16 protein-coding genes and 1 pseudogene are annotated in these 19,394 nt (G+C 53.5%); 8 read left to right on the top strand and 9 right to left on the bottom strand.

Going from position 1 to position 19,394, the window contains the following annotated elements:
* The first annotated feature begins 40 nt into the window (after window positions 1-40).
* Window positions 41-949 carry a transcriptional regulator FeaR gene (feaR, locus tag ACQG03_RS10390; protein ID WP_063163099.1) on the top strand — a complete coding sequence of 303 codons (909 nt, stop codon included), beginning with the start codon at window positions 41-43 and terminating at the stop codon, window positions 947-949.
* Here feaR and ACQG03_RS10385 read toward each other — a convergent pair whose 3' ends face one another.
* From ACQG03_RS10385 to ACQG03_RS10375, 3 genes are read right to left on the bottom strand one after another with little or no spacing between them, the layout of a single operon-like run.
* Window positions 950-1,267 carry a YdbL family protein gene (locus tag ACQG03_RS10385; protein WP_022648010.1) on the bottom strand — a complete coding sequence of 106 codons (318 nt, stop codon included), beginning with the start codon at window positions 1,265-1,267 and terminating at the stop codon, window positions 950-952.
* A 7-nt stretch (window positions 1,268-1,274) separates the two neighbouring features.
* The gene (locus ACQG03_RS10380; RefSeq protein WP_003857369.1) at window positions 1,275-1,466 is read right to left on the bottom strand and encodes a YnbE family lipoprotein; all 192 of its coding nucleotides are present in this window, start codon (window positions 1,464-1,466) and stop codon (window positions 1,275-1,277) included.
* The gene (locus ACQG03_RS10375; RefSeq protein ID WP_063163100.1) at window positions 1,463-4,102 is read right to left on the bottom strand and encodes a YdbH family protein; all 2,640 of its coding nucleotides are present in this window, start codon (window positions 4,100-4,102) and stop codon (window positions 1,463-1,465) included. The genes ACQG03_RS10380 and ACQG03_RS10375 overlap by 4 nt, the downstream gene beginning before the upstream one ends.
* Before the next feature lie 210 nt (window positions 4,103-4,312).
* Here ACQG03_RS10375 and ACQG03_RS10370 point away from each other — a divergent pair, with 210 nt between their 5' ends.
* The gene (locus ACQG03_RS10370) at window positions 4,313-5,302 is read left to right on the top strand and encodes a 2-hydroxyacid dehydrogenase (protein ID WP_003857375.1); all 990 of its coding nucleotides are present in this window, start codon (window positions 4,313-4,315) and stop codon (window positions 5,300-5,302) included.
* Between the two features lie 659 nt (window positions 5,303-5,961).
* Complete coding sequence (locus tag ACQG03_RS10365; RefSeq protein WP_022648007.1) at window positions 5,962-6,798, top strand: alpha/beta fold hydrolase; 837 nt, start codon at window positions 5,962-5,964, stop codon at window positions 6,796-6,798.
* An 87-nt stretch (window positions 6,799-6,885) separates the two neighbouring features.
* Here the strand turns inward: ACQG03_RS10365 and ACQG03_RS10360 are convergent, their stop codons facing one another.
* Both ACQG03_RS10360 and ACQG03_RS10355 read right to left on the bottom strand, forming a co-directional pair.
* Window positions 6,886-7,059, bottom strand: a complete 174-nt coding sequence (locus ACQG03_RS10360; RefSeq protein ID WP_022648006.1) for a GnsA/GnsB family addiction module toxin — start codon at window positions 7,057-7,059, stop codon at window positions 6,886-6,888.
* Between the two features lie 307 nt (window positions 7,060-7,366).
* Window positions 7,367-7,645, bottom strand: coding sequence for a DUF1471 domain-containing protein (locus ACQG03_RS10355; RefSeq protein ID WP_003857380.1), 279 nt, complete (start codon window positions 7,643-7,645; stop codon window positions 7,367-7,369).
* Between the two features lie 250 nt (window positions 7,646-7,895).
* On the opposite strand from ACQG03_RS10355, the gene ACQG03_RS10350 reads away from it, so the two are divergent.
* Window positions 7,896-8,486 carry a DUF4142 domain-containing protein gene (locus ACQG03_RS10350; RefSeq protein ID WP_063163101.1) on the top strand — a complete coding sequence of 197 codons (591 nt, stop codon included), beginning with the start codon at window positions 7,896-7,898 and terminating at the stop codon, window positions 8,484-8,486.
* A 74-nt stretch (window positions 8,487-8,560) separates the two neighbouring features.
* Here ACQG03_RS10350 and ACQG03_RS10345 read toward each other — a convergent pair whose 3' ends face one another.
* Complete coding sequence (locus ACQG03_RS10345) at window positions 8,561-10,657, bottom strand: pyrroloquinoline quinone-dependent dehydrogenase (RefSeq protein ID WP_022648004.1); 2,097 nt, start codon at window positions 10,655-10,657, stop codon at window positions 8,561-8,563.
* 10 nt (window positions 10,658-10,667) lie between these two features.
* Window positions 10,668-11,033, bottom strand: coding sequence for a hypothetical protein (locus ACQG03_RS10340; protein ID WP_045621686.1), 366 nt, complete (start codon window positions 11,031-11,033; stop codon window positions 10,668-10,670).
* Between the two features lie 367 nt (window positions 11,034-11,400).
* Between ACQG03_RS10340 and ACQG03_RS10335 the strand changes: the two genes are divergently transcribed.
* The 3 genes from ACQG03_RS10335 to ACQG03_RS10325 all read left to right on the top strand — a co-directional run bounded on the left by ACQG03_RS10335 (window position 11,401) and on the right by ACQG03_RS10325 (window position 16,987).
* Window positions 11,401-12,258: an alpha/beta hydrolase family protein gene (locus ACQG03_RS10335; protein WP_063163102.1), complete on the top strand. Its 858-nt coding sequence runs from the start codon at window positions 11,401-11,403 to the stop codon at window positions 12,256-12,258.
* A 121-nt stretch (window positions 12,259-12,379) separates the two neighbouring features.
* Window positions 12,380-13,345 carry a magnesium and cobalt transport protein CorA gene (locus ACQG03_RS10330; RefSeq protein WP_063163103.1) on the top strand — a complete coding sequence of 322 codons (966 nt, stop codon included), beginning with the start codon at window positions 12,380-12,382 and terminating at the stop codon, window positions 13,343-13,345.
* 333 nt (window positions 13,346-13,678) lie between these two features.
* Window positions 13,679-16,987, top strand: a complete 3,309-nt coding sequence (locus ACQG03_RS10325; RefSeq protein WP_426726121.1) for an autotransporter outer membrane beta-barrel domain-containing protein — start codon at window positions 13,679-13,681, stop codon at window positions 16,985-16,987.
* A 74-nt stretch (window positions 16,988-17,061) separates the two neighbouring features.
* On the opposite strand, the gene ACQG03_RS10320 is transcribed toward ACQG03_RS10325, so the two are convergent.
* Complete coding sequence (locus ACQG03_RS10320) at window positions 17,062-17,823, bottom strand: OBAP family protein (RefSeq protein ID WP_023300017.1); 762 nt, start codon at window positions 17,821-17,823, stop codon at window positions 17,062-17,064.
* A gap of 117 nt (window positions 17,824-17,940) precedes the next feature.
* Between ACQG03_RS10320 and ACQG03_RS10315 the strand changes: the two are divergent.
* Window positions 17,941-18,045, top strand: a pseudogene (locus ACQG03_RS10315) (ASCH domain-containing protein); the annotation flags it as partial.
* Window positions 18,046-18,124: 79 nt separating this feature from the next.
* Here ACQG03_RS10315 and ACQG03_RS10310 read toward each other — a convergent pair.
* Complete coding sequence (locus ACQG03_RS10310) at window positions 18,125-19,393, bottom strand: Y-family DNA polymerase (RefSeq protein WP_032622206.1); 1,269 nt, start codon at window positions 19,391-19,393, stop codon at window positions 18,125-18,127.
* Window position 19,394 lies beyond the last annotated feature (1 nt).

Below are 19,394 nucleotides of genomic sequence, written 5' to 3'. Positions count from 1 at the left end.
GCAACAATGCGAAAACAGTGACGGTGCAGCGAGAAAATCAATGGCATGTGCAAGCGAACAGGACAATTTTCAGCAGTGGCTGGCGCAAATTAACCAGGTTTGTGGGCGCTTTGCGGCACGTCCGTTAGAGGGGGCGTTTCTCGGCGAACTGGAAACCAGCTATACCCAAAGTCTGAAGCTGAGCACGGTGACCGCCGCAGGCGTTAACCTGTTTCGCACCCGTCAGGAGATCAAAAACGGCAACGACGCCTGGTTCTACACCGTGTTTCAGCTGGAAGGCTGCGCCGGAATCGAACAGGACGACCAGCGCGCGCTGCTGAAAGCCGGGGATATCACGCTGATTGACGCCTCCCGCCCGTGCTCCATTTACTGGCAGGAGCGTTCCCGCCAGATTTCGCTGCTGCTCCCGCGACAAATCATTGAGCAACACGCGCGTTTTCAGGAAGTGAGGTGCGCGTTGCCCCTCTCCCGCAGTTTGCCTACCGTACAGCTGAGCTACCGACTGTTACAGGAGAGCATGGGCAATGCCGATCTCAGCGCCAGTGAAAGCGAAGCGGCGCTGGAGGCGATGGTGTGTCTGCTGCGTCCGGCCTTCCAGCAGCATGACGAGGTGCTGCCGCGCAAGGAGCGTCAGTTCCGCCACGTTCTGTCCCTGATTGACGATCATATTCAGTCGGAGGCGTTAAGACCGGAGTGGATAGCCTCAGAGAGCGGCATGTCCGTGCGTAGCTTGTACCGCATGTTTGCCGGGAAAGGGCTGGTGGTGGCGCAGTATATTAAGAACCGTCGCCTCGATTTATGCGCTCAGGCGCTGCGTTCCATCGGCGATGACGAAAAGCTGGCGGGCATTGGCTACAGCTGGGGCTTTACCGACCATAGCCATTTTTCCACCGCCTTTAAGCAGCGTTTCGGGGTTTCGCCGGGCGAATACCGTAAGCGTTACCGCTAGTTACTTTTTCAGCCATTTGCCGTTAATCCCCTTCACGTACTCACCCGGCTGCGCGCGGGCCACCAGCTTTTGCCCCGCCATTTTCGCCACCTCGTCGACGGGCAAATTATTGCTGTCAGCAAGCTGCTGGTAACTTTCCGTGCGTGCGGCGTTGATACGGTTCACCAGCGCCAGGGTTTCAGCGTCGTGCTGAACGGGCGCAAGATAGCCGCTCAGGGTTTCCCCTACGCGCCCCTGGGTGCGCGCATCGTTGAGCGTAAGCGTGGCGGCGTGAACGTTCATCCCCAGCGCCAGTAACATCAGAGCTAATCGTTTCATGGCATCCTCAGAACAGATCGCTGCGGGATTTCAGCAGGGCTTCGACGTCTTTATCCACCTTGATATGGATTTCATGCTCGATTTTCACGTTCATGTTGATGGTGATCGGCTCTTTGGGCGCCGCCACTTCAATGCGCGGCGTGCAGCCTGACAGCAGCGCGACGACGGCCACGGTGAGTACACCAGCCCTCTTTTTCATTGTTGTTCCTCACTTTCCTTGCCTGTCGAACCGCGGAGAAGGGGTATCGCCGCATGTTGCTCAAACCATGTTTGCAGATTGTCCCCAAAGCGCAGGCTGCGCCAGAGGGTAAAAATGTTCTCTTCATGGGTGTAATTCAGGTTAACGAAACTGCTTTTGCCCTCGACGCGGCTGGTGCCTTTAATGGCCGCCTGCATGGTTAACACACCCAGATTATCCACATTGAGTTTTGTCCACGACTGCGAAATTTCCATATAGCGGAGCCAGTTGATCGCCGCCCCGGCAACCACGTTGTCTTTCACAATGGCATCCGCCGTGTCCTGGTCGATGCGCAGCGTCATCGGCCCCGGGTTGGTCAGCCAGCCATCTTTAATGATCCATTTCTCATTGTCCAGCCAGAACGGCAGCGCGCCGCTCACCGGGCCGGACATGGCAAACTGCTTCGGATTTACCGCGCTTATCAGTTCGCTGGAGGAAATATTATCCACGCGCAGTAAAGCCGGATCGTGCTGCGGCATTCTCAACTGCTGCATGGTGATTTTCCCGCCGAGCGCTTCCACCTTCACGTTGGTGAGCAGGAGCGGGTTCGCTTCGGTCCAGGGATAATCGCCCTGGAGATCCGCGGTGATATTTCGGGCTGTGACCAGGTTTTTCACCTCGTCGATTCGTAACGATACCGGTCCGCGCGTGCCCAGTGACCAGGTGCCCTGGCTTAAGCGGAACGGCAGAACAAAATCAACGCCGTTGATTTCGTTATCCGGCATCCACGCGCTGCCCGCTTTCAGCACGCCGTGCCCCCCGGCCTCAAACCCCTGGTCGGGGGCCGCCGAGAAAGCCACCTGCGCGTACATTTCGCCGCCGCGCAGGGTCATTTTCCAGTCTGGCGGGATCAGCGGCTGGAACACTGTAAGAGACTGTTTTGGCCACCAGGCCTGACCGCGGAGGCGTTCGCCGTCCCAGCGTCCATTCACCTGGACCGGGCCGATGTCGTCCGCATGAAGGTTCCCTTTAAACTGGAACACCGTCGGATCTGTCCCGTCAACGCTGAAGGTCAAAACGGACGGCGGCAGCACGCTTCCGCCTGAAAAGCTTGTTTGCCCGGCATTGAGCGCGAGCGCGCCGCTAAAGGTGGGGTTATCCGGGTCCCGCGACCAGCGCACCGGGTGATCCAGCACCAGGCGCGGTTTGCTGACCAGCATCGTGCCGTACTGCAATTTGTCGAACCCCGTGGAAAGATCGGTCAGTTCGATAACGTTGTCGCGCCACTCCCCGGTTCCCCGGACATCCCAGCGCGCGTTCATCGGCGTGAAGTTCCCTTTACCCCAGTAGCGCCACTGCCACAAACCGTTGTCCGGTAAAAAGTCGTTAGCCTGGCCGTCCAGATGCAGCTCAAAATTGCCCATCTCGTTTTCATGCGCCCGCAGAATGGCTTGCAGGCGGCCGTCCACGCCCTTTTGCGTGAGCTTCACGCCCGCCAGCGGCCAGCGGATCTCATCGATATCCAGCGAGTCAATGATGCGTCCGCGCGAGCGCAATAGTGCGCCGGGTTCAAACGTAAGCTGCGGATCGTAAAGGCTGCCGGTCAGCTTCGCCGGGAGTCTGGCATACAGGATCAGATCGTTTTGCTTGGCTTCCCCGCTCAGGTGCAGCGGCATAGCGCTGTTTTCCATACTGAGCGAGCCGGGACCGATATTCAGCACCGCGTTGCCCTTACCCGCATCTCCCTGGGTCAGCACGTTGAGCCGCCCCGTGAAGGTGGCTTTCTCCAGCCCCTGCTGCCAGTTATCCACCTTCAGGCCGATGCGACCGCTCATCGGCATACCGGAGGCTGACCAGTTCCAGCGCCCGTCGCTGATGGTCAACTGCTGAGCGGTGATCTGCCACGGTAAATCGAGCAGCGGATCGGGGTTGTCCCGCGCCATAACCACCAGCTGGCCCTGATTATCCTCCCAGTCCAGATCGGCATCGACCAGCGAGGATAACTGTGGCACGTTAAAGGTCGCGACCGTATGCCCTTTCACCGGTACGCCGTCCGGCACCAGCGGCAGGGTAAATTCACCGACCAGCTTCACGGGCTGCGACTGGTCCGGCAGCTGCACATCGAACTGGCTGATGGAGAGCGTCTGGCCGCGCAACTGCCCCTTAATGCTCACCTGCTCGCCTTTATAGGTGATGTCCTGGCGGGCTGGCGTCAGTGAGGCATGCAGCTCACCCTCCCACTGCTGCCAGGGAGAAAGGGTAAAACGGTGGATGGTCAGCCAGGTGTTGGGCAGGATGGCCTGCCACTGCGCCAGCGTTTTCGGCGCCACCGTAGACGGCGCCGATTGCGGTAATTTGCTCAGGCAGACAGAGTTAAGTTCAAGTGCGCCAATATCCAGATCCCAGCGGCTGGGGTGTGACAGGGTCACGTTTTCCATGCGGGCAATTTCGCACTCTTCTACCAGATAACGGAGATCGGGGATGATCAGGGCGTGGCGCGTGAGCCGTGGGCTTTTTTCAAACGCGATGCGTGTTCCAACGGGAAGCCAGATCCCGGCGAGCGTGGGCACCCACTGGGCGAGCGTCATCAGCAGCGTCAGCGGCACAAGAAATAGCAGCAGTAATAGCGCGATTGCGGCTTTGTATTTACCCTTCATGGGCAGTTAATATCCTGATTTTGCGAAATAAATAAGCCGTTCTTGCCGCTCATTGTCGCATGTTTAGCCAGTCGGTTGAAGGTAATGCCATTTTTAAGAGTAGATGCTCTACAATAATTCATAGAACTTATTGATTTCAATGAATTTTGAAAAATTGTAAGATAATTTTAAACATGCTAACGTGGTTCCAAAATCACTGGAGAAAGTCTTATGAAACTCGCGGTATATAGCACAAAGCAGTACGACAAAAAGTATCTGCAACATGTTAACGAGACGTACGGTTTCGATCTTGAATTTTTCGACTTTCTGCTGACTGAAAAGACGGCTAAAACCGCCCACGGCTGCGAAGGCGTGTGTATCTTCGTTAACGATGACGGTAGCCGACCGGTACTGGAAGAGTTGAAAAAACAGGGCGTGAAATACATTGCCCTGCGCTGCGCGGGCTTTAACAACGTCGATCTCGATGCCGCCAAAGAGCTGGGTCTGAAGGTTGTTCGCGTTCCGGCCTATTCTCCGGAAGCCGTGGCAGAACATGCGGTCGGGATGATGATGTCGCTCAACCGTCGTATTCACCGTGCCTATCAGCGTACCCGTGATGCCAACTTCTCTCTGGAAGGGCTGACCGGCTTTACTATGTACGGTAAAACCGCAGGCGTGATCGGTACCGGCAAAATTGGTGTGGCCGCCCTACGCATCCTGAAAGGATTTGGCATGCGCCTGCTGGCGTTTGATCCGTACCCAAGCGCCGCTGCGCTGGAGCTAGGCGTGGAGTATGTCGATCTGAAAACGCTCTTCTCGCAGTCTGATGTTATCTCCCTGCACTGCCCGCTGACTCCTGAAAACTATCACCTGCTTAACCAGTCGGCGTTCGACCAGATGAAAGACGGCGTGATGATCATCAATACCAGCCGCGGCGGACTGATCGACTCTCAGGCCGCTATCGAAGCGTTGAAAACGCAAAAAATCGGCGCGTTGGGTATGGACGTGTATGAGAACGAACGCGATCTGTTCTTTGAAGATAAATCTAACGACGTGATTCAGGACGACGTGTTCCGTCGCCTGTCGGCCTGCCACAACGTGTTGTTCACCGGCCACCAGGCGTTTCTGACCGCCGAAGCGCTGATCAGTATTTCGGAAACCACGCTGGGGAATTTACAGCAGCTTGATAAGGGCGAAGCGTGCCCTAACGCGATCGTTTAAGACCGTCAGGCCGGGTGGCGGTAACCTCTGCCCGGCCAATAATAAGCCCATCAGAAAAATAAGCACAGGTTAACTATTAAGATGGCTAACGCTCATCGTAAATATAACAATCAAGGATATGACTGTTCCGGTGTGACTATATCAGAATGAGGCTCTGCTGAAGGCTGCGTGATTTGCTGCACTATCGTAACCAGTTGTTCAAAAACAGCTCTCATTTGCGTCGGGTAGGTTAAAGACAACCAGGTTGCCAGCACTGCTCCAGCCAAAAAGCCCAACTTCATACACCATCCCTAATAAATTTAGCGAGATACAAGCTTTAACGTATGTGTGGTGCCGGGTGCCTCCCGGTGAGTCGTTGGTCAGCCACCTTGACCCGCTACTGATTGCCTAAGCTACACGTGCTGTTTAGCCCCTCCGCACAGGGGGATTCACCACGCGAGAAAAATAACACAGTGCCCCGGCTGGTTTAGGGGATATTTCGTTTAAAAATAAATAATGACCATACAAAATTAATCTATAACTGTTTTCAGGAACCCTTCTACACTTTAAGCGGATATATCAGTAATAAGATTAATATAAGTCAGTTTTATTACGTCCCTAAATGCTGGGCTATTTACTTAGCCTTCACACATGTTGCCATTAGCAGAGGAGTCTGAAATATGGCATTCGTAACAACGAAAGATGGTGTCAGTATTTATTACAAAGACTGGGGTCCGAAGGATGCGCAGCCGATCGTTTTCCATCACGGCTGGCCGCTGAGCGCCGATGACTGGGATAACCAGATGCTCTTTTTCCTTGCAGAAGGTTTCCGCGTCATCGCCCTCGACCGTCGTGGTCATGGTCGTTCCGATCAGGTAAGTGAAGGTCATGATATGGATCATTATGCCTCCGACGCATCAGCCGTGGTCGAAAGCCTTGATTTGCGTAATGCCGTGCACGTCGGCCACTCCACCGGCGGAGGCCAGGTCGCCAGATACGTTGCGAAGTACGGCCAGCCTCAGGGGCGGGTGGCCAAAGCGGTACTGGTCAGCGCCGTTCCTCCGCTGATGGTAAAATCAGACACGAACCCCGGCGGTACGCCCATTGAAGTGTTCGACGGCTTCCGCCAGGCGCTGGCCGCTAACCGCGCCCAGTTTTACCTCGACGTCGCCAGCGGTCCTTTCTATGGATTTAACCGAGACGGAGCAGAGGTTTCGCAGGGAACAATCCAGAACTGGTGGCGTCAGGGTATGATCGGTAGCGCCAAAGCCCACTATGATGGCATTAAGGCATTTTCAGAAACCGACCAGACGGACGATCTCAAAGCTATCACCGTTCCCGTGCTTGTGTTGCAGGGTGATGACGATCAGGTCGTCCCGTATAAAAATGCCTCCCTTCTTCAGGATAAGCTGCTCGCAAACAGCGAGCTTAAAATCTATCCAGGCTTCCCGCATGGGATGCATACCACGCATGCAGATACCATAAATGCCGATATCCTGACGTTTATTCGCTCATAAAGACGTTGATTATCCATAAAACAACCGGGCACCACGCCCGGTTCTCTTTTGCGGCAAGAATTGAGCGACCATTTCAGGAAGAAACGCTTACAGGAGTTTGATTTTTACTTCATACCCCTCCAGGCCTGTCATGGCCTCACGAGCGATAAACTCAATTTCAGATACTTCCTGCCCTGTTTTTTTTCGTAATTCTGCAATTTTTTTGGCTATAAGCGCTGAAATTTCTTCCTCTGCCTTTTGCGTCATTGCGTCAACTTTCATATTTACCTCTTGCGGCCGTTTACTGTTTCCAGTATCTAACTGGTTTTAACCATAACCCTATGTAAAGCGTAGACTATCTGCGTTACGTATGCTGCCTTCACCTTGAGATGAGGGGCAGATGGGGCCATTGCATTTAAATATGCATTTTGATTGCATTATTTGAATAAGCTGTTATTGTGCCAACGCCTTAGAGCACATAAACATAAGAAAAGATTTGACTCAAACTCGCCCCGCACCAGGGGCATTTTTTTTGCTCCCTATAAGCAAAAAACCCGCCATGAGCGGGTTTCTGCGTTATTCGGAAAGATTATTTGAAGACTTCTGCTACGGCTTGGAAGTTAGGGCCATGCTCTCGAGCGGCGATGATGACATAGTATTTCCCGCCCTTCTCATCTGCCAGTTTCGAGAGTTTTTGATGAAGATCTGAAGGTGAAGAAATTTGTCCACCTGAAGCCCCTACAGATACATTGCCCAGGTATTCAAGTTTGAAGTGGTGCGCTTCATCTTTGGAAATCATATCTGCCGCAGATGCGCCAAAGCTTGCAACTGTTAAAGCCAATACACTCCCTAATAGTGCTTTTTTCATATCATTCCTCCTGTTAATAAATCTATCTATTTAACATTAGCATCAAATATGGGAATGATCCGTGCCAATGCCGTAGAGAGACTGAGCGATAAGCGTCGCCTTATTGAGCATTATTACCTGCCCTCTCTGACGCAACCTGCGATTACAGCAGGTTCATCTACTATACTGACCTGTGCAGTTAGCATTTATCTGCCCGGTTGCGCGTTAGGTAACCGAAACTTACCTGTACCATGACCATCAGGAGAACAATATGCACACGAGTAAAACCCTGAAAAGGCTGCTAGCCGTATCAGCAGTTGCAGCAATGTTCAGCACCGTTGGCGTACAAGCCCAGACGACAAGCGCCGCGCAAACTAACGCTGCGGGCCAGGCTCAACCGGACGCCAGACTCAGCTCCGGCGACGAGAAAGCGTTGAAGGACATGGCGCAGGCCAATATCAACGAAGTCGCCGCCGCCAGGCTCGCCCTGGACAAGGCCCAGACCAGTGAAGTGAAAACATTCGCCCAGAAAATGGTCGACGACCACGGCGCCGCCCTGACCAAAGTGCAGGCCGTTGCCCAGAAAAAGGGCGTAGAGCTGCCGACCGAGCCAGACGCCGCCCATAAAGCCCTGAACTCAAGGCTTGAAAACCAGCGCGGTGACGCTTTTGACAAAATGTATATGGAATATGCTGGCGTGAAGGACCACGAGAAGGTGCTGTCGAAGCTTAAGAGCGACGCCAGTAAAATCGACGATTCGGATGTGAAGGCTTTGGCCAACGAGCACACGCCGGTCGTTGAGCAGCATCTGAAGTCCGCCGAGCAGATGTCAACGCGAGCTGGCACATCAGCCGATAAATAACGCGTCGGTGAAACGACTACTGCAAAATAAAGTGGGGCTCGCAGGCCCCACGCTTATTTCACCTTCCTGATGAATTATTCCGGCAACGCGTAGACAACCACCTGATCGCCTACCTGATCCTTCAGGATCGTGTTCCCGCCAGCCACGAAGGCCACATACTGCCGACCCTTATATTCATACACGGACGGGTTCGCTACCGCTGGAGCTTCTGCCTGATCGGACCACAGCTCTTCACCGCTCTCTACCGAGTAGGCACGCACTTTGGCATCCATTGAAGCACCGATGAAGATCACGCCACCCGCCGTCACTGCCGGGCCGCCAATGGTAGGCGAACCCCAGCTTTCCGGCATGAAGAAGCCATACTGCTGTGAGGCGCCAACCGGACGACGCCATTTCACATCGCCCGTGTGCATGTCTATCGCCACGATTTCGCCAAATGGCGGCTGCCAGCACGGCATGCCCAGCCAGTTGCTCGCCACCAGCAGACGCATACCGTACGGGGCGCCTTCCTGTGGGGCAAAGCCGCTTTCGTTGCCGGAGTCTTTGTCCGCGTTATCGTAATCCTCACGGCTGTAGAGCTTCACGTACTGAACGATATGCGAGGTGTTGACGATGGCGATCTGTTTTTGCGGATCGAACGCCACCCCGCCCCACTGCACGCCGCCGGCGCTATCGGGATAGGTGAGCGTGCCTTCGCCTTTGGTGGTAGGCGGAGTATACATTCCCTCATAGGTCAGGTTATCCCACAGGCGAGAGCACTGGCCGCCACCGACGATATCCGCCAGCTTCCAGATTTCCGGCTTTTTCGACTGGTCGAGCAGCGGCGCAGGTTTGGTCGGGAACGGCTGTGTAGGCGAGAGAACTTCGCCCTGGACCGAACCATCACCCTGCGGAACCGGACGCTCTTCGATTGGCCATACGTCCTCCCCGGTCAGGCGGTTAACCACAAACAGGAAGCCCTGCTTTGTGGCCTGAACCAGCGCCGGGATCTGCTTGCCGTCTACGGTGATATCCATCAGCGTCGGGGCAGAGTTGATGTCGTAATCCCAGACGTCGTGGTGTACCCACTGACGGGACCAGACCACTTTACCGGTGTTGATGTCCAGCGCGGTGGTGGAGGTGCCAAGCGGAATTGCGTCGACGCGGTTGCCGCCCCAATAGTTGGGAGACGGCGATGAGACCGGGAGATAGACCAGCCCATTGGCCTCATCGGCGGACATGTGCGTCCAGACGTTGGCGGTACCGGTACGCTTGCGGATCTCTGCCGGTATCGCCTCAAAGGTCCATTCAAGCTTGCCGGTCTGGGCGTTGACAGAAAATACGGTACCCGGAGGCGCTTCGGCATAGGCCCAGTCTTTCCCGGCCCAACCCACCAGCAGATGGTTGCCGACGACGGTTGGCGGTTGCAGGACAGAGAGCGGATACTTGGCGTTAACGGTGTTCCACTGATTCAGATCCAGCACCCCGTTGTCCGCAAAGCCGCTGCACGGTTTGCCTGAATCGGCGTCCAGCGCAAAGAGCTTGCCGTCAACGGTGCCCATATAGACCATCTTCTGGCACGCCTCTCCCTTCACCGGATTTTTGGCCTGCCAGTAGGAAACGCCGCGGTTTTTCAGCACCGGCTGGGTCAGTGCCTTGCGCGACGATTTGGTGTCATAGTGCCACTTCTCTTTACCCGTGCCCGGATCCAGCGCAATCAGGCGATCGAAAGGGGTACCGATGTAGAGCGTGTCGTTAGCGAAAATGGGCGTTGCGGACCACACGGTCGCTGGCGTATCACCTTTACCATCCGAGACGTCGCCGGTATGGAACTCCCAGACTTTCGTTAATTTACTGACGTTATCCGCCGTGATCTGGGTAAGCGGGCTGTATTTCTGCGCGTTAAGCTGGCCGTGGAAGCTGTCCCAGGTTGGCGTGCCGGGCACCAGCGGCGTCGCTGGCTGGCTGGCCGAGGCGACTTTCTTTCCGTCACCGCTACCGGTTGAGGCATCGTCTGTGGTTTTTGTGGTTCCAGGCGCCTGCTGATCGGCCGCATCAATATTCAGTGATTCCTGGGTCCCCTGAGAGGCCTCAGCGGCTTTATCCTGCGCCTGCAGCGCGAACGGGGTGACCAGCAGCGCCAGCGCCGTCATGCTGACTTTTATGAAGGGATAATGCTTATCGTTATGCACGGGCGGCTCCTCAGGTTCTGACGGAATGGTTGTAACGGGCGGAATGGCTGCTCAGCATAATCAGACCAATCAGGCCGACCACCATGGCTGCCGTTATGATGTACTGGTGCAGCAGCGCGGCGGCAAAACCAATACCCGCCAACACCACCAGGGTGACAATAATCAGGAAAACACGCGCCCCGCGCCCCGATGCCGCACGTAACACAAAGATCAGTATCGCCAGCACCGCGCTGGCAATGGCCACGCCCAGTGCGCCAATGGTGTCTGTGACGCCGGTAAGCGGCGTCCACCAGGCGTATAGCGCCACCGCGAAGCCTATAACCGCGGCCAACAGCAGCAAAATAGTGCCGACGCGCGAAGATTGAGAATGCAACATACCAGGAATCCCCCTCTAAAAAATGCAAAATGGACCAACATTAAGGCGTTTTCGTGGATATATGTCCCTGCTGTTCGCGCGTGCAATGGCTATTAAAACAACGCGACGTGAAAAACGGCGGCATATTTCCCTAAACGTAACTGAGTATAGAAGAGGATTTTTTAAAGGGGCGTTTATCCGGCGAGTACCCTTCCTCACGTTGAGCCCATAAGGCAGTGTGTTTCGCTAAAAACGCACGGGCGAGGTTTATTGTCTGCTTTGAGCGAGGGACAAACGCTGGGGTGTAAAAAAAATCGCCAGATGGGGTAGTAAAGGCTAGATTTAATTCAGGCATAACTGGTATGACCACATAAATAAGGCTCTATGAATGCGTTCAGTCATAATACCCGTCAATGAAGGTGGATTTCTGGCAGCCACAATTTGGGAAAGAAGCGATGCCAAAGCGATAGTGCTCCTTCATCCGGCAACGGCGGTTGTACAGGGGTTTTATAAGGGATTCGCAGAATATCTTTTTAACAGAGGATTCAACGTCCTCACATACGATTATCGCGGCATCGGCCTCTCTAAATCCGGGCTGGTCCGTACTTACCGCGTTTCGATGTCTGACTGGATCGACCAGGACGTCGGATGTATAACCGCCTGGGCTAAAGCACATTTTCCAGGGCTTAGCCTGTTGGCGGTAGGACACAGTGTGGGCGGGCATGCCGTTCTGCTTTCAACAGCCACCCACGCCCTGAAAGCTGCGGTCATTGTAGCCTCACATGCCGGGGTGACGAGCACCATCAAACGCACCACTGAAAAGGTGCGTGTCTGGTGCGTATTACGTGTTCTGGCTCCGATTCTGTGCCGTATCTTCGGTTACATGCCTGCCAGGCGCCTGGGGCTGGGTGAAGATTTACCGGCACCAGTCATGCTTCAATGGGGGCGCTGGAGCGCAATGCCTGGATATTTTTACGATGATCCACACTGGAATGCACGCCAACGGGCAAGTGAGATCACCCTACCCGTGCTGGTAATGGGATTTGATGACGATCCCTGGGCTAACCGTGAAGCTATTGCGCGGCTGATGGAGCCGGTGCAACAAGCAAAAATAGAACGCTGCGAGATACGGCACGCAGAGTTTGGTCTTTCGTCCATTGGGCATATGGGATTTTTTCGTACGCGATGTGCGGAGAAATTATGGCCCGTCGTCGGTCAATGGCTGGAGAGTCAGTGCCCGGATTGAACGACGCGTGAACATGACCTTTCTGAGTATTCAACATGTTAAAACCTGCCGGCATAAAAATTTGGAAATTTAACGGAAATGGTTAAGCTTCTTAGACACATGCTTAAGGGATAGTCAGGAAATGATTGTTAACTGTATGGTCTACCGTTCAGGCCACCCCGCCGAAACCGTAGATATTGAGGATATCAGTGAAGTCATCCAGGATACCGATGCGTTTATCTGGCTGGGGCTTTGGCAGCCTGAACCTGCGTTTATGTACAAAGTCCAGGAGGAGTTCGGTCTGCACGATCTGGCCGTTGAGGATGCGCTTAATGCACATCAGCGGCCTAAAATAGAGCGTTATGGCAGCTCGGCATTTATCGTTGTAAAAACCGTCAGTGGACAGGACGACAATATTGAGTTTGGCGAAACGCATTTGTTTGTGGGCCGAAACTTCCTTATTACGGTGCGCCATGGTGCTTCAGTGAGCTATGTACCTATACGCGCCCGTGCTGCTGAGGCCCCGGACATGCTTTCGTACGGTCCGGCTTATCCTCTTTACTGTATTCTGGATTTTATTGTTGACAGTTATGCAGAGCTGACTGCGCGCCTCAACACCAAAATTGGTGATATAGAAGCGACACTTTTTCACAGTGAATTTGACCGTGAAGCTATTCAGGACGTGTATTCCCTCCGCCGTAATCTACTCGGGCTTCGCAACGCCGCTCAGCCAGTAGAAGAAATCTGTACAGAGCTTATCCGCATTCATGAAGAACTTATTCCAAAACCCCTCAGGGCGTATTTCAGAGATATTCAGGATCACGCAAGCCATGTAGTAACGGATGTAAATGACATGCGTGAGCTGCTAAGCAGCGCGATGCACGTTAACCTGGCACTGGTTTCAGTGCAGCAAAACGAAGTCGTGAAGAAACTGGCCGGTTGGGGGGCCATCCTCGTGATCCCGACGGTAGTCTTTAGCATGTATGGTATGAACTTCGAACATATGCCGGAACTGAAGACGCTCTTTGGCTATCCGGCTACGGTCGCTGTCACGCTGGGAGCCTGTGTATTACTGTGGCTTCGGCTCAAACGCTCTCGCTGGCTTTGATTGATAAGCGATCTGATAGTTTTTGGTGTCGTGAAGTACAGTAAAGCTTCACGCTTATGTCGATTATGCCACGACACCATACCCTATCCGTTATTTCCCCTGCATATGTCGGTACATTCCTGTTCACCGGGACCCGGTTGCTCAATCCGGGATCGCCCGCTCCACCGTTTATAAAATCCTGAAAAACGAGGCTATCACAGGGCAAGGTCTCTCGTTATTCTAAATTATCAAACCACATCGATAATTATTATATTTGTTTATGATTCATTGAGCTCAGATGTGAATTTATATTGACGGACGTAAACATTATTTTTTCACACAAGGATGTTTAATATGAAAAGGGTTTTTATGACGGCTGCATTAACGGGTTTATTTGTCAGTAATAATCCGTATGCAGGAGAAAGCTATCTGGTCTATAACCCACATAATATTGCGGTATTTGAAGTGCGTTTCTTTAATGTTGGCGACGGCCCCTTTATGCCGGACTGGCCGAATGCGTCTGAGTCAACCTGGGATCTTGGCCAGCAACAAAAAGAAAAAATACTCGATGCTATGCGTTACTGGGCTGAGGTTATTACCCCCAGCCCGGGGCAACTGCCTGCCATTATCAATGTGGGGACGTTTAACGACGAGAATGCCGCAGGTTCCAGCGATTCAGTTACCGACGGCATTATAAGTCTGACGCAGTTGCAAGGCGCATTGAACGGCATTGATACCGGAGAGCTGACCTTTGGTTCCCACGCCCAGTTCATCATGGGCAAACTGGATTTTGATAACGTTCCCTATGTGCCCGCGCAATTGCCGCGCACTGGAAAGGCCGATCTGGTCAGCGTCGCTGTTCATGAGCTGGCACATGGACTGGGAATATCCAATATGGTTACCGATCTGCAAGGAAGTGGCACATTCACGCCTGCTTTTGATACCGTGCCTTTTGGCTCCTGGACCAGCCATCTGCGCGATGACCGTGGCAATCCTGCCCGGCCAGGGCAAGTAATATTGTGTAATGGATGCAATAACAGATGGGATCCACAAGGCTTTGATGTACGGCTTGATAAAGGCTATTTCACCGGCAGGCATGTGGATGAAGTCCTTGCAGGCGCCATGCCTGGCGTGCCGGTGAAAATGTTAGCAGACGACGGCTCGGTCGATGATAACTACATGAGCCATATCGAGCTGAAAAACAGCATGATGAGCCATCAGAACTACCGCAATTACACCACGTTTATGGAAGCGGAACTGGCGTTGCTGCAGGATATGGGATATCAGATTGACCGGCGTAACTTTTTCGGTTTTTCGCTATATCGCAACGGGCAAACGCTCGTTAACCGCAATGGCTATTTTCAGCGTAATCAGCAGGCGGATGGCTATCTGGCTGGTCAATACAATACCGCTAATCTGGGAGTTGGCCTGCATGTGTATGGCAGTAATAACCATATCTTTCAACAAGCGGACCTGTTGACGTCAGGGGCTGGCGGCGCGGGCATCCGTATAGATGGGCAAAATAACACCCTGAGCATCGATCCCAGTGTACGGATATACGCCGATGGCGTTAATGGCCGTGGGGTGATGTTTGCCTACGGTAAACAGCACAGCCTTATTCAACGTGGCGACGTTCAGGCACTGGGAGCCAGTGGCGTCGGTATCAGTTTTGATTTTGGCAATAACCTCCTGGGTAACGAGGTGGACTATCGCGGATCCTGGCTTCATATCGTGGACGGCTATTACGATGCGTTATTACCCGAGTTGCAGGGAGCGCTGGTAGACAATGCCGACATCAGCGGACGGGTTGCCGGTAAAGGCGCGGCGATTTATATATCACCGAACGCGCTGGTCGGTAATATAAATATATTAACGGGTGCCCGGCTGGAGGGTGATATTTATTCGGACTACGCCCAGCGGGATGACTATGGCCAACAGCGGTTAACGCTGCTTACCTTCGGTCGGAAGGCCAATGCGTACGGGCAAGCGACGGAAGCTGCCGATGCTGATTTCAGCTTTACGTACCGCGGAAACATTGAAGGTATCAATAATCTGGCACTGGACGCGCACGGAGGGAAAACCTCGCTTAATGGCGATTTCCAGATTTACAGCATGACTATCGCGCCAGGTGCCAGCCTGTCCGGCAACGCCAGCTATACGCTTAATGAGGAAGGCCGCTTTGTAAATAACGGGATCCTTGCGCCGGGTAATTCACTTGGGCAAATCAATATATCCGGTGCTTATCAACAGGGGAATACCGGGCAGTTGTTGTTGGAAGTCGACGGGCGCGGCAGGCATGATACTCTGCGAGTGGACGGTCACGCACAATTTGACGGTCAACTGACGTTTGCGCCGCAGCCGGACTGGTACGCAACAAACTGGCGTCTGAATACGCAAGATTTGCTAAAAACGGACGCTTCCGACGGCAATTTCAGTGCGGTGAACAGCGTGCTCCGTTCACCCACGCTAACGCTGCAAACAACGCCACAGGGAAAGAATGGCTGGCAGCTCTCAATGCTGCGCGCTTCAAACGCATACAGCCGGTATGCGCAGGACGCTAATGCGCGTCAGGTAGGGCAAGCGCTGGATAAAATTGTGGCGGAAGCTAAGTCGGATATACAACCGCTGTACCGTACTCTGGATTTCTCAGCCACTGATGGCGGGAGTATCAGCAATGCCTTGCCGCAACTTTCTGCGGGCGCCTACAGCGCCATGTTCGCAAGTTCCCTGCAGCGTGAACAGCAGATAGCGCGGATCGTTGGCGGGCCAAATCCTGTGGTTATGCCGAAGCAACTGACGGAAGGCGAATGGCGCAGCTTTGCCATACCCTTTGGCGGCGGCTTCTGGCAACAGCGTCAGGGTGACAGTGTAGGGTACGACGCCAGCAGTTATGGCATTGTATTCGGTGCTGAAAAACAAAACGATGAGAATCACAACTGGATGTATGGCTTTCATGGTGCGGTCAGCGGTCAGTCGGTGACGGTGAAATCACCAGAAACCGCAACCGGGAAAACCACTGCTTTCGATCTGGGTATTCATGCTCGTTACGGCGCTGAAAGGTCCGAAGGAATGTATTTATTCGGCACTGGCCGATTGGGTATTGAAGACAGCTGGCTGGACAGAAACATTAATGTAGAAACTTACGGAGCAAGCCACCATGCCACCTGGACCGGATTGTCAGGTTCTGTTACGGCCGGCGGAGGCTATCGATGGGCGCTGAATAATAATGTGAACGCCGGACCGGTAACGTCATTGAATTACACCACATTACATCGTCCCGGCATGAAGGAAAGCGGCAATGACGGCAGCCGACTGATGCTGGGTTCGCAGACCTTCGATTCTCTGAGATCAAGTATCGGGGTGAATGGTAACTGGAATGTACCCCTCGCTTCAGGGGCATCGTTCGCAGCTGAGCTGCAGCTCACCTGGGATCATGAACTGCTTGATGGCAACGTAGTGCAACAAGCCTCTTTCGCCAACTATCGAAGCACAGGGTTTAGTTCCAGGAATCAGGTGACTGGTCGTGACACTCTGGGTGTTAAGGCAGGTATGAGCTATAAAATCAACGCTGATGTCGAATTGGGCATCGGGGTTGAAAGCGAAATGTTTCGTTCTGGCTATGACTCGATTGCAGGTAATCTTTCAGCCACCTGGCGTTTCTGATGTCTGAGGACGAGAAAATAATAGGACTGGCCCTGTCCCCGGCGTTGCCGGGGTATTCCTGAAGGCTTTTGATATCAAAAATGGCTTGTGTCGCCCTGGCCATGCTCACCTGAACCTTTAACCCGCTTAAGCTGGATCTCTTCACCACGTTGCCAGGCATCCGCTCCCTTAGCAACTGGGTGCGCCACAATATCCTTACGTTCTTCTTTGATGGCTTGCGTGCTCACGTCAAAGCGTCGATCTCTGTCCGCCAGAAGTTTAGGGTCTAACTGCCCTTCCCCGGTAAAGCCCATCATCAGTGCCGGAATGCCGAGCGGCAGCTTTTTATCGCGGTCGGTGTGCCAGGTATGCCAGGTCTTGCCGTAGGTATTCACAATTTTGCTCATCAATGCTTTGTCAGCCACTGCAGGTAAACCTGGAGCAATCAGGCTGCCGGATTTCACTTCATATTGATGGCTGTGCCACAATTTTTTTTCTTCCGGCGGCAGTGTGTTAAACAAACGCTCACTAATGATGTACTCAACGCCCATTAAACGGGCATCTTTGGTGTTACCGTCGTAGATCACCGCCTGCATCACGTCTTCATTCAACACGGTTACATAATGATGGGCTTCCATCTGGCCATTTTTATCCCCGCTATAAAAATGGAAACCGTCAAGGTAGGCACTCATTGCATCAATGGGCGGACGGGACTGGATAAGCTGAGCACCGGCTTCAAGCGTGCTCGTCCCGACGGAGGTTTTTACACCCGGAACAGGCGTATTTGAAGGGGTATTGTTCGCGCCACAACCCACTAACGTCAGGCTCGACAATAATAAAAGCGATAATGGTTTCATTGACCCTCCCTGTAAAAGTCACTTTACTGAAAGTAGTACATTCGCGCAGACACGCCAGGAGAGTTTTTATTAAACCATCCGGCAAACTGGCGTACGTTCCGTTTAAGAACACCATTTAAATACTGGCAGAAAGAGCATCAGAGATTTTTCAGCCGCGAAGGCCATTTTTCTGAAGATATGGAGTTGATCGCAGAAGAGTTTGAAGTGGTTGAGATCCTGTAGGACAAAGTAAAGGGGCTGGCGTTTGATCAATTGCCATTTATATCAGTGCCCGCTTCTGGCACAAAACAGCCATTAACATTCATCGAATTCTCAGTAAATCTGAATACCGGGTCGTATACCGCGGTGAAAGCATTTCACGCTTCATCTGCCATTGCTGCTGTATGCCCTGCCCGGCAAAATAAAGCGTACCCTTTCCATCTTTCGCGTTCAGACGATCCAGCACTTCCATCAGCTTTTCACTTCCGGCACGCGGCGCGCTGTTGTCAAACAAATTGAGCTGGGCAACGCCCTGGCTGAAGAAGTCCCCGAGCATAATGCCGGCTTTCTGGTAGCGGTGGCCCTCCTTCCAGATTTTGTCGAGGCACTTTACCGCGGCGTTGATAATGTCGCGGGAGTCCTGAGTGGGTGTGAGAAGCGTCATTGAGGCACTGTTGCCGTAATAGGGTTCGTTCAGAGCGAACGGAGAGGTCTTTACGAACGCCGAGATAAAGCGGCAATACTGGTGCTCGCCACGTAACTTCTCAGCGCCACGGGCCGCATAGCTGCATATAGCCTGGCGCACCTGCTCGTATTCTGTCACGCGCTCACCGAATGACCGACTACAGACGATCTCCTGCTTTGTCGGTGCAAACTCTTCCAGATCGAGGCACGGCTCGCCGCGCAGCTCCCGGACCGTTCGCTCCAGCACTACATTGAAGTGCTTGCGGATAATCCACGTGCTCTGCTCTGAGAGATCCAGCGCCGTTTTGATACCCATCGCATTGAGCTTCTTGCTGATGCGCCTGCCCACGCCCCATACGTCCTCTACAGGCACGATAGCCAACAACCGGCGCTGGCGGTCGATATTGGATAAATCAACCACCCCACCCGTCTGCTGCTGCCATTTCTTCGCCGCGTGATTTGCCAGCTTCGCCAGCGTCTTCGTCTGGGCTATGCCAACGCCGACCTTCAGGTGCGTACGCTTCAAAACCGTTTCGCGGATCTCCTTGCCAAAATCAGTCAGGTCCCGGCAATTACGAACCCCGGTGAGATCACAAAAGGCCTCATCAATGGAATATATTTCGACGCGAGGGCTTATTTCTTCCAGCGTGGTCATTACCCGGCTGGACATGTCAGCGTAAAGTTCGTAGTTACTGCTGAAGCAAACCACGCCGGCGCGCCGGAACAGGTCTTTCTGCTTAAAGTATGGCGCCCCCATGGTAACGCCAGCGGCTTTGGCCTCTGCGCTGCGCGCTATCACGCAACCGTCGTTATTTGAGAGGACAACCACCGGTCGGCCTCTCAAATCTGGCCTGAATACCGTCTCGCATGATGCATAGAATGAATTCACATCACAGAGCGCAAACATA

It is taken from the genome of Enterobacter cloacae complex sp. 342H5, assembly GCF_050030905.1.
Lineage (GTDB): Bacteria > Pseudomonadota > Gammaproteobacteria > Enterobacterales > Enterobacteriaceae > Enterobacter > Enterobacter intestinihominis.
The sequence above is the reverse complement of the archived record's forward strand: the minus strand, read 5'-3'. Positions and strand labels throughout refer to the sequence as shown.

Excerpts from the sequence above, each read along its gene's own strand:
- feaR (WP_063163099.1), top strand. The coding sequence starts at position 41 with ATGGCATGTGCAAGCGAACAGGACAATTTTCAGCAGTGGCTGGCGCAA.
- ACQG03_RS10385 (WP_022648010.1), bottom strand. The coding sequence starts at position 1,267 with ATGAAACGATTAGCTCTGATGTTACTGGCGCTGGGGATGAACGTTCAC.
- ACQG03_RS10380 (WP_003857369.1), bottom strand. The coding sequence starts at position 1,466 with ATGAAAAAGAGGGCTGGTGTACTCACCGTGGCCGTCGTCGCGCTGCTG.
- ACQG03_RS10375 (WP_063163100.1), bottom strand. The coding sequence starts at position 4,102 with ATGAAGGGTAAATACAAAGCCGCAATCGCGCTATTACTGCTGCTATTT.
- ACQG03_RS10370 (WP_003857375.1), top strand. The coding sequence starts at position 4,313 with ATGAAACTCGCGGTATATAGCACAAAGCAGTACGACAAAAAGTATCTG.
- ACQG03_RS10365 (WP_022648007.1), top strand. The coding sequence starts at position 5,962 with ATGGCATTCGTAACAACGAAAGATGGTGTCAGTATTTATTACAAAGAC.
- ACQG03_RS10360 (WP_022648006.1), bottom strand. The coding sequence starts at position 7,059 with ATGAAAGTTGACGCAATGACGCAAAAGGCAGAGGAAGAAATTTCAGCG.
- ACQG03_RS10355 (WP_003857380.1), bottom strand. The coding sequence starts at position 7,645 with ATGAAAAAAGCACTATTAGGGAGTGTATTGGCTTTAACAGTTGCAAGC.
- ACQG03_RS10350 (WP_063163101.1), top strand. The coding sequence starts at position 7,896 with ATGCACACGAGTAAAACCCTGAAAAGGCTGCTAGCCGTATCAGCAGTT.
- ACQG03_RS10340 (WP_045621686.1), bottom strand. The coding sequence starts at position 11,033 with ATGTTGCATTCTCAATCTTCGCGCGTCGGCACTATTTTGCTGCTGTTG.
- ACQG03_RS10335 (WP_063163102.1), top strand. The coding sequence starts at position 11,401 with ATGCGTTCAGTCATAATACCCGTCAATGAAGGTGGATTTCTGGCAGCC.
- ACQG03_RS10330 (WP_063163103.1), top strand. The coding sequence starts at position 12,380 with ATGATTGTTAACTGTATGGTCTACCGTTCAGGCCACCCCGCCGAAACC.
- ACQG03_RS10325 (WP_426726121.1), top strand. The coding sequence starts at position 13,679 with ATGAAAAGGGTTTTTATGACGGCTGCATTAACGGGTTTATTTGTCAGT.
- ACQG03_RS10320 (WP_023300017.1), bottom strand. The coding sequence starts at position 17,823 with ATGAAACCATTATCGCTTTTATTATTGTCGAGCCTGACGTTAGTGGGT.
- ACQG03_RS10310 (WP_032622206.1), bottom strand. The coding sequence starts at position 19,393 with ATGTTTGCGCTCTGTGATGTGAATTCATTCTATGCATCATGCGAGACG.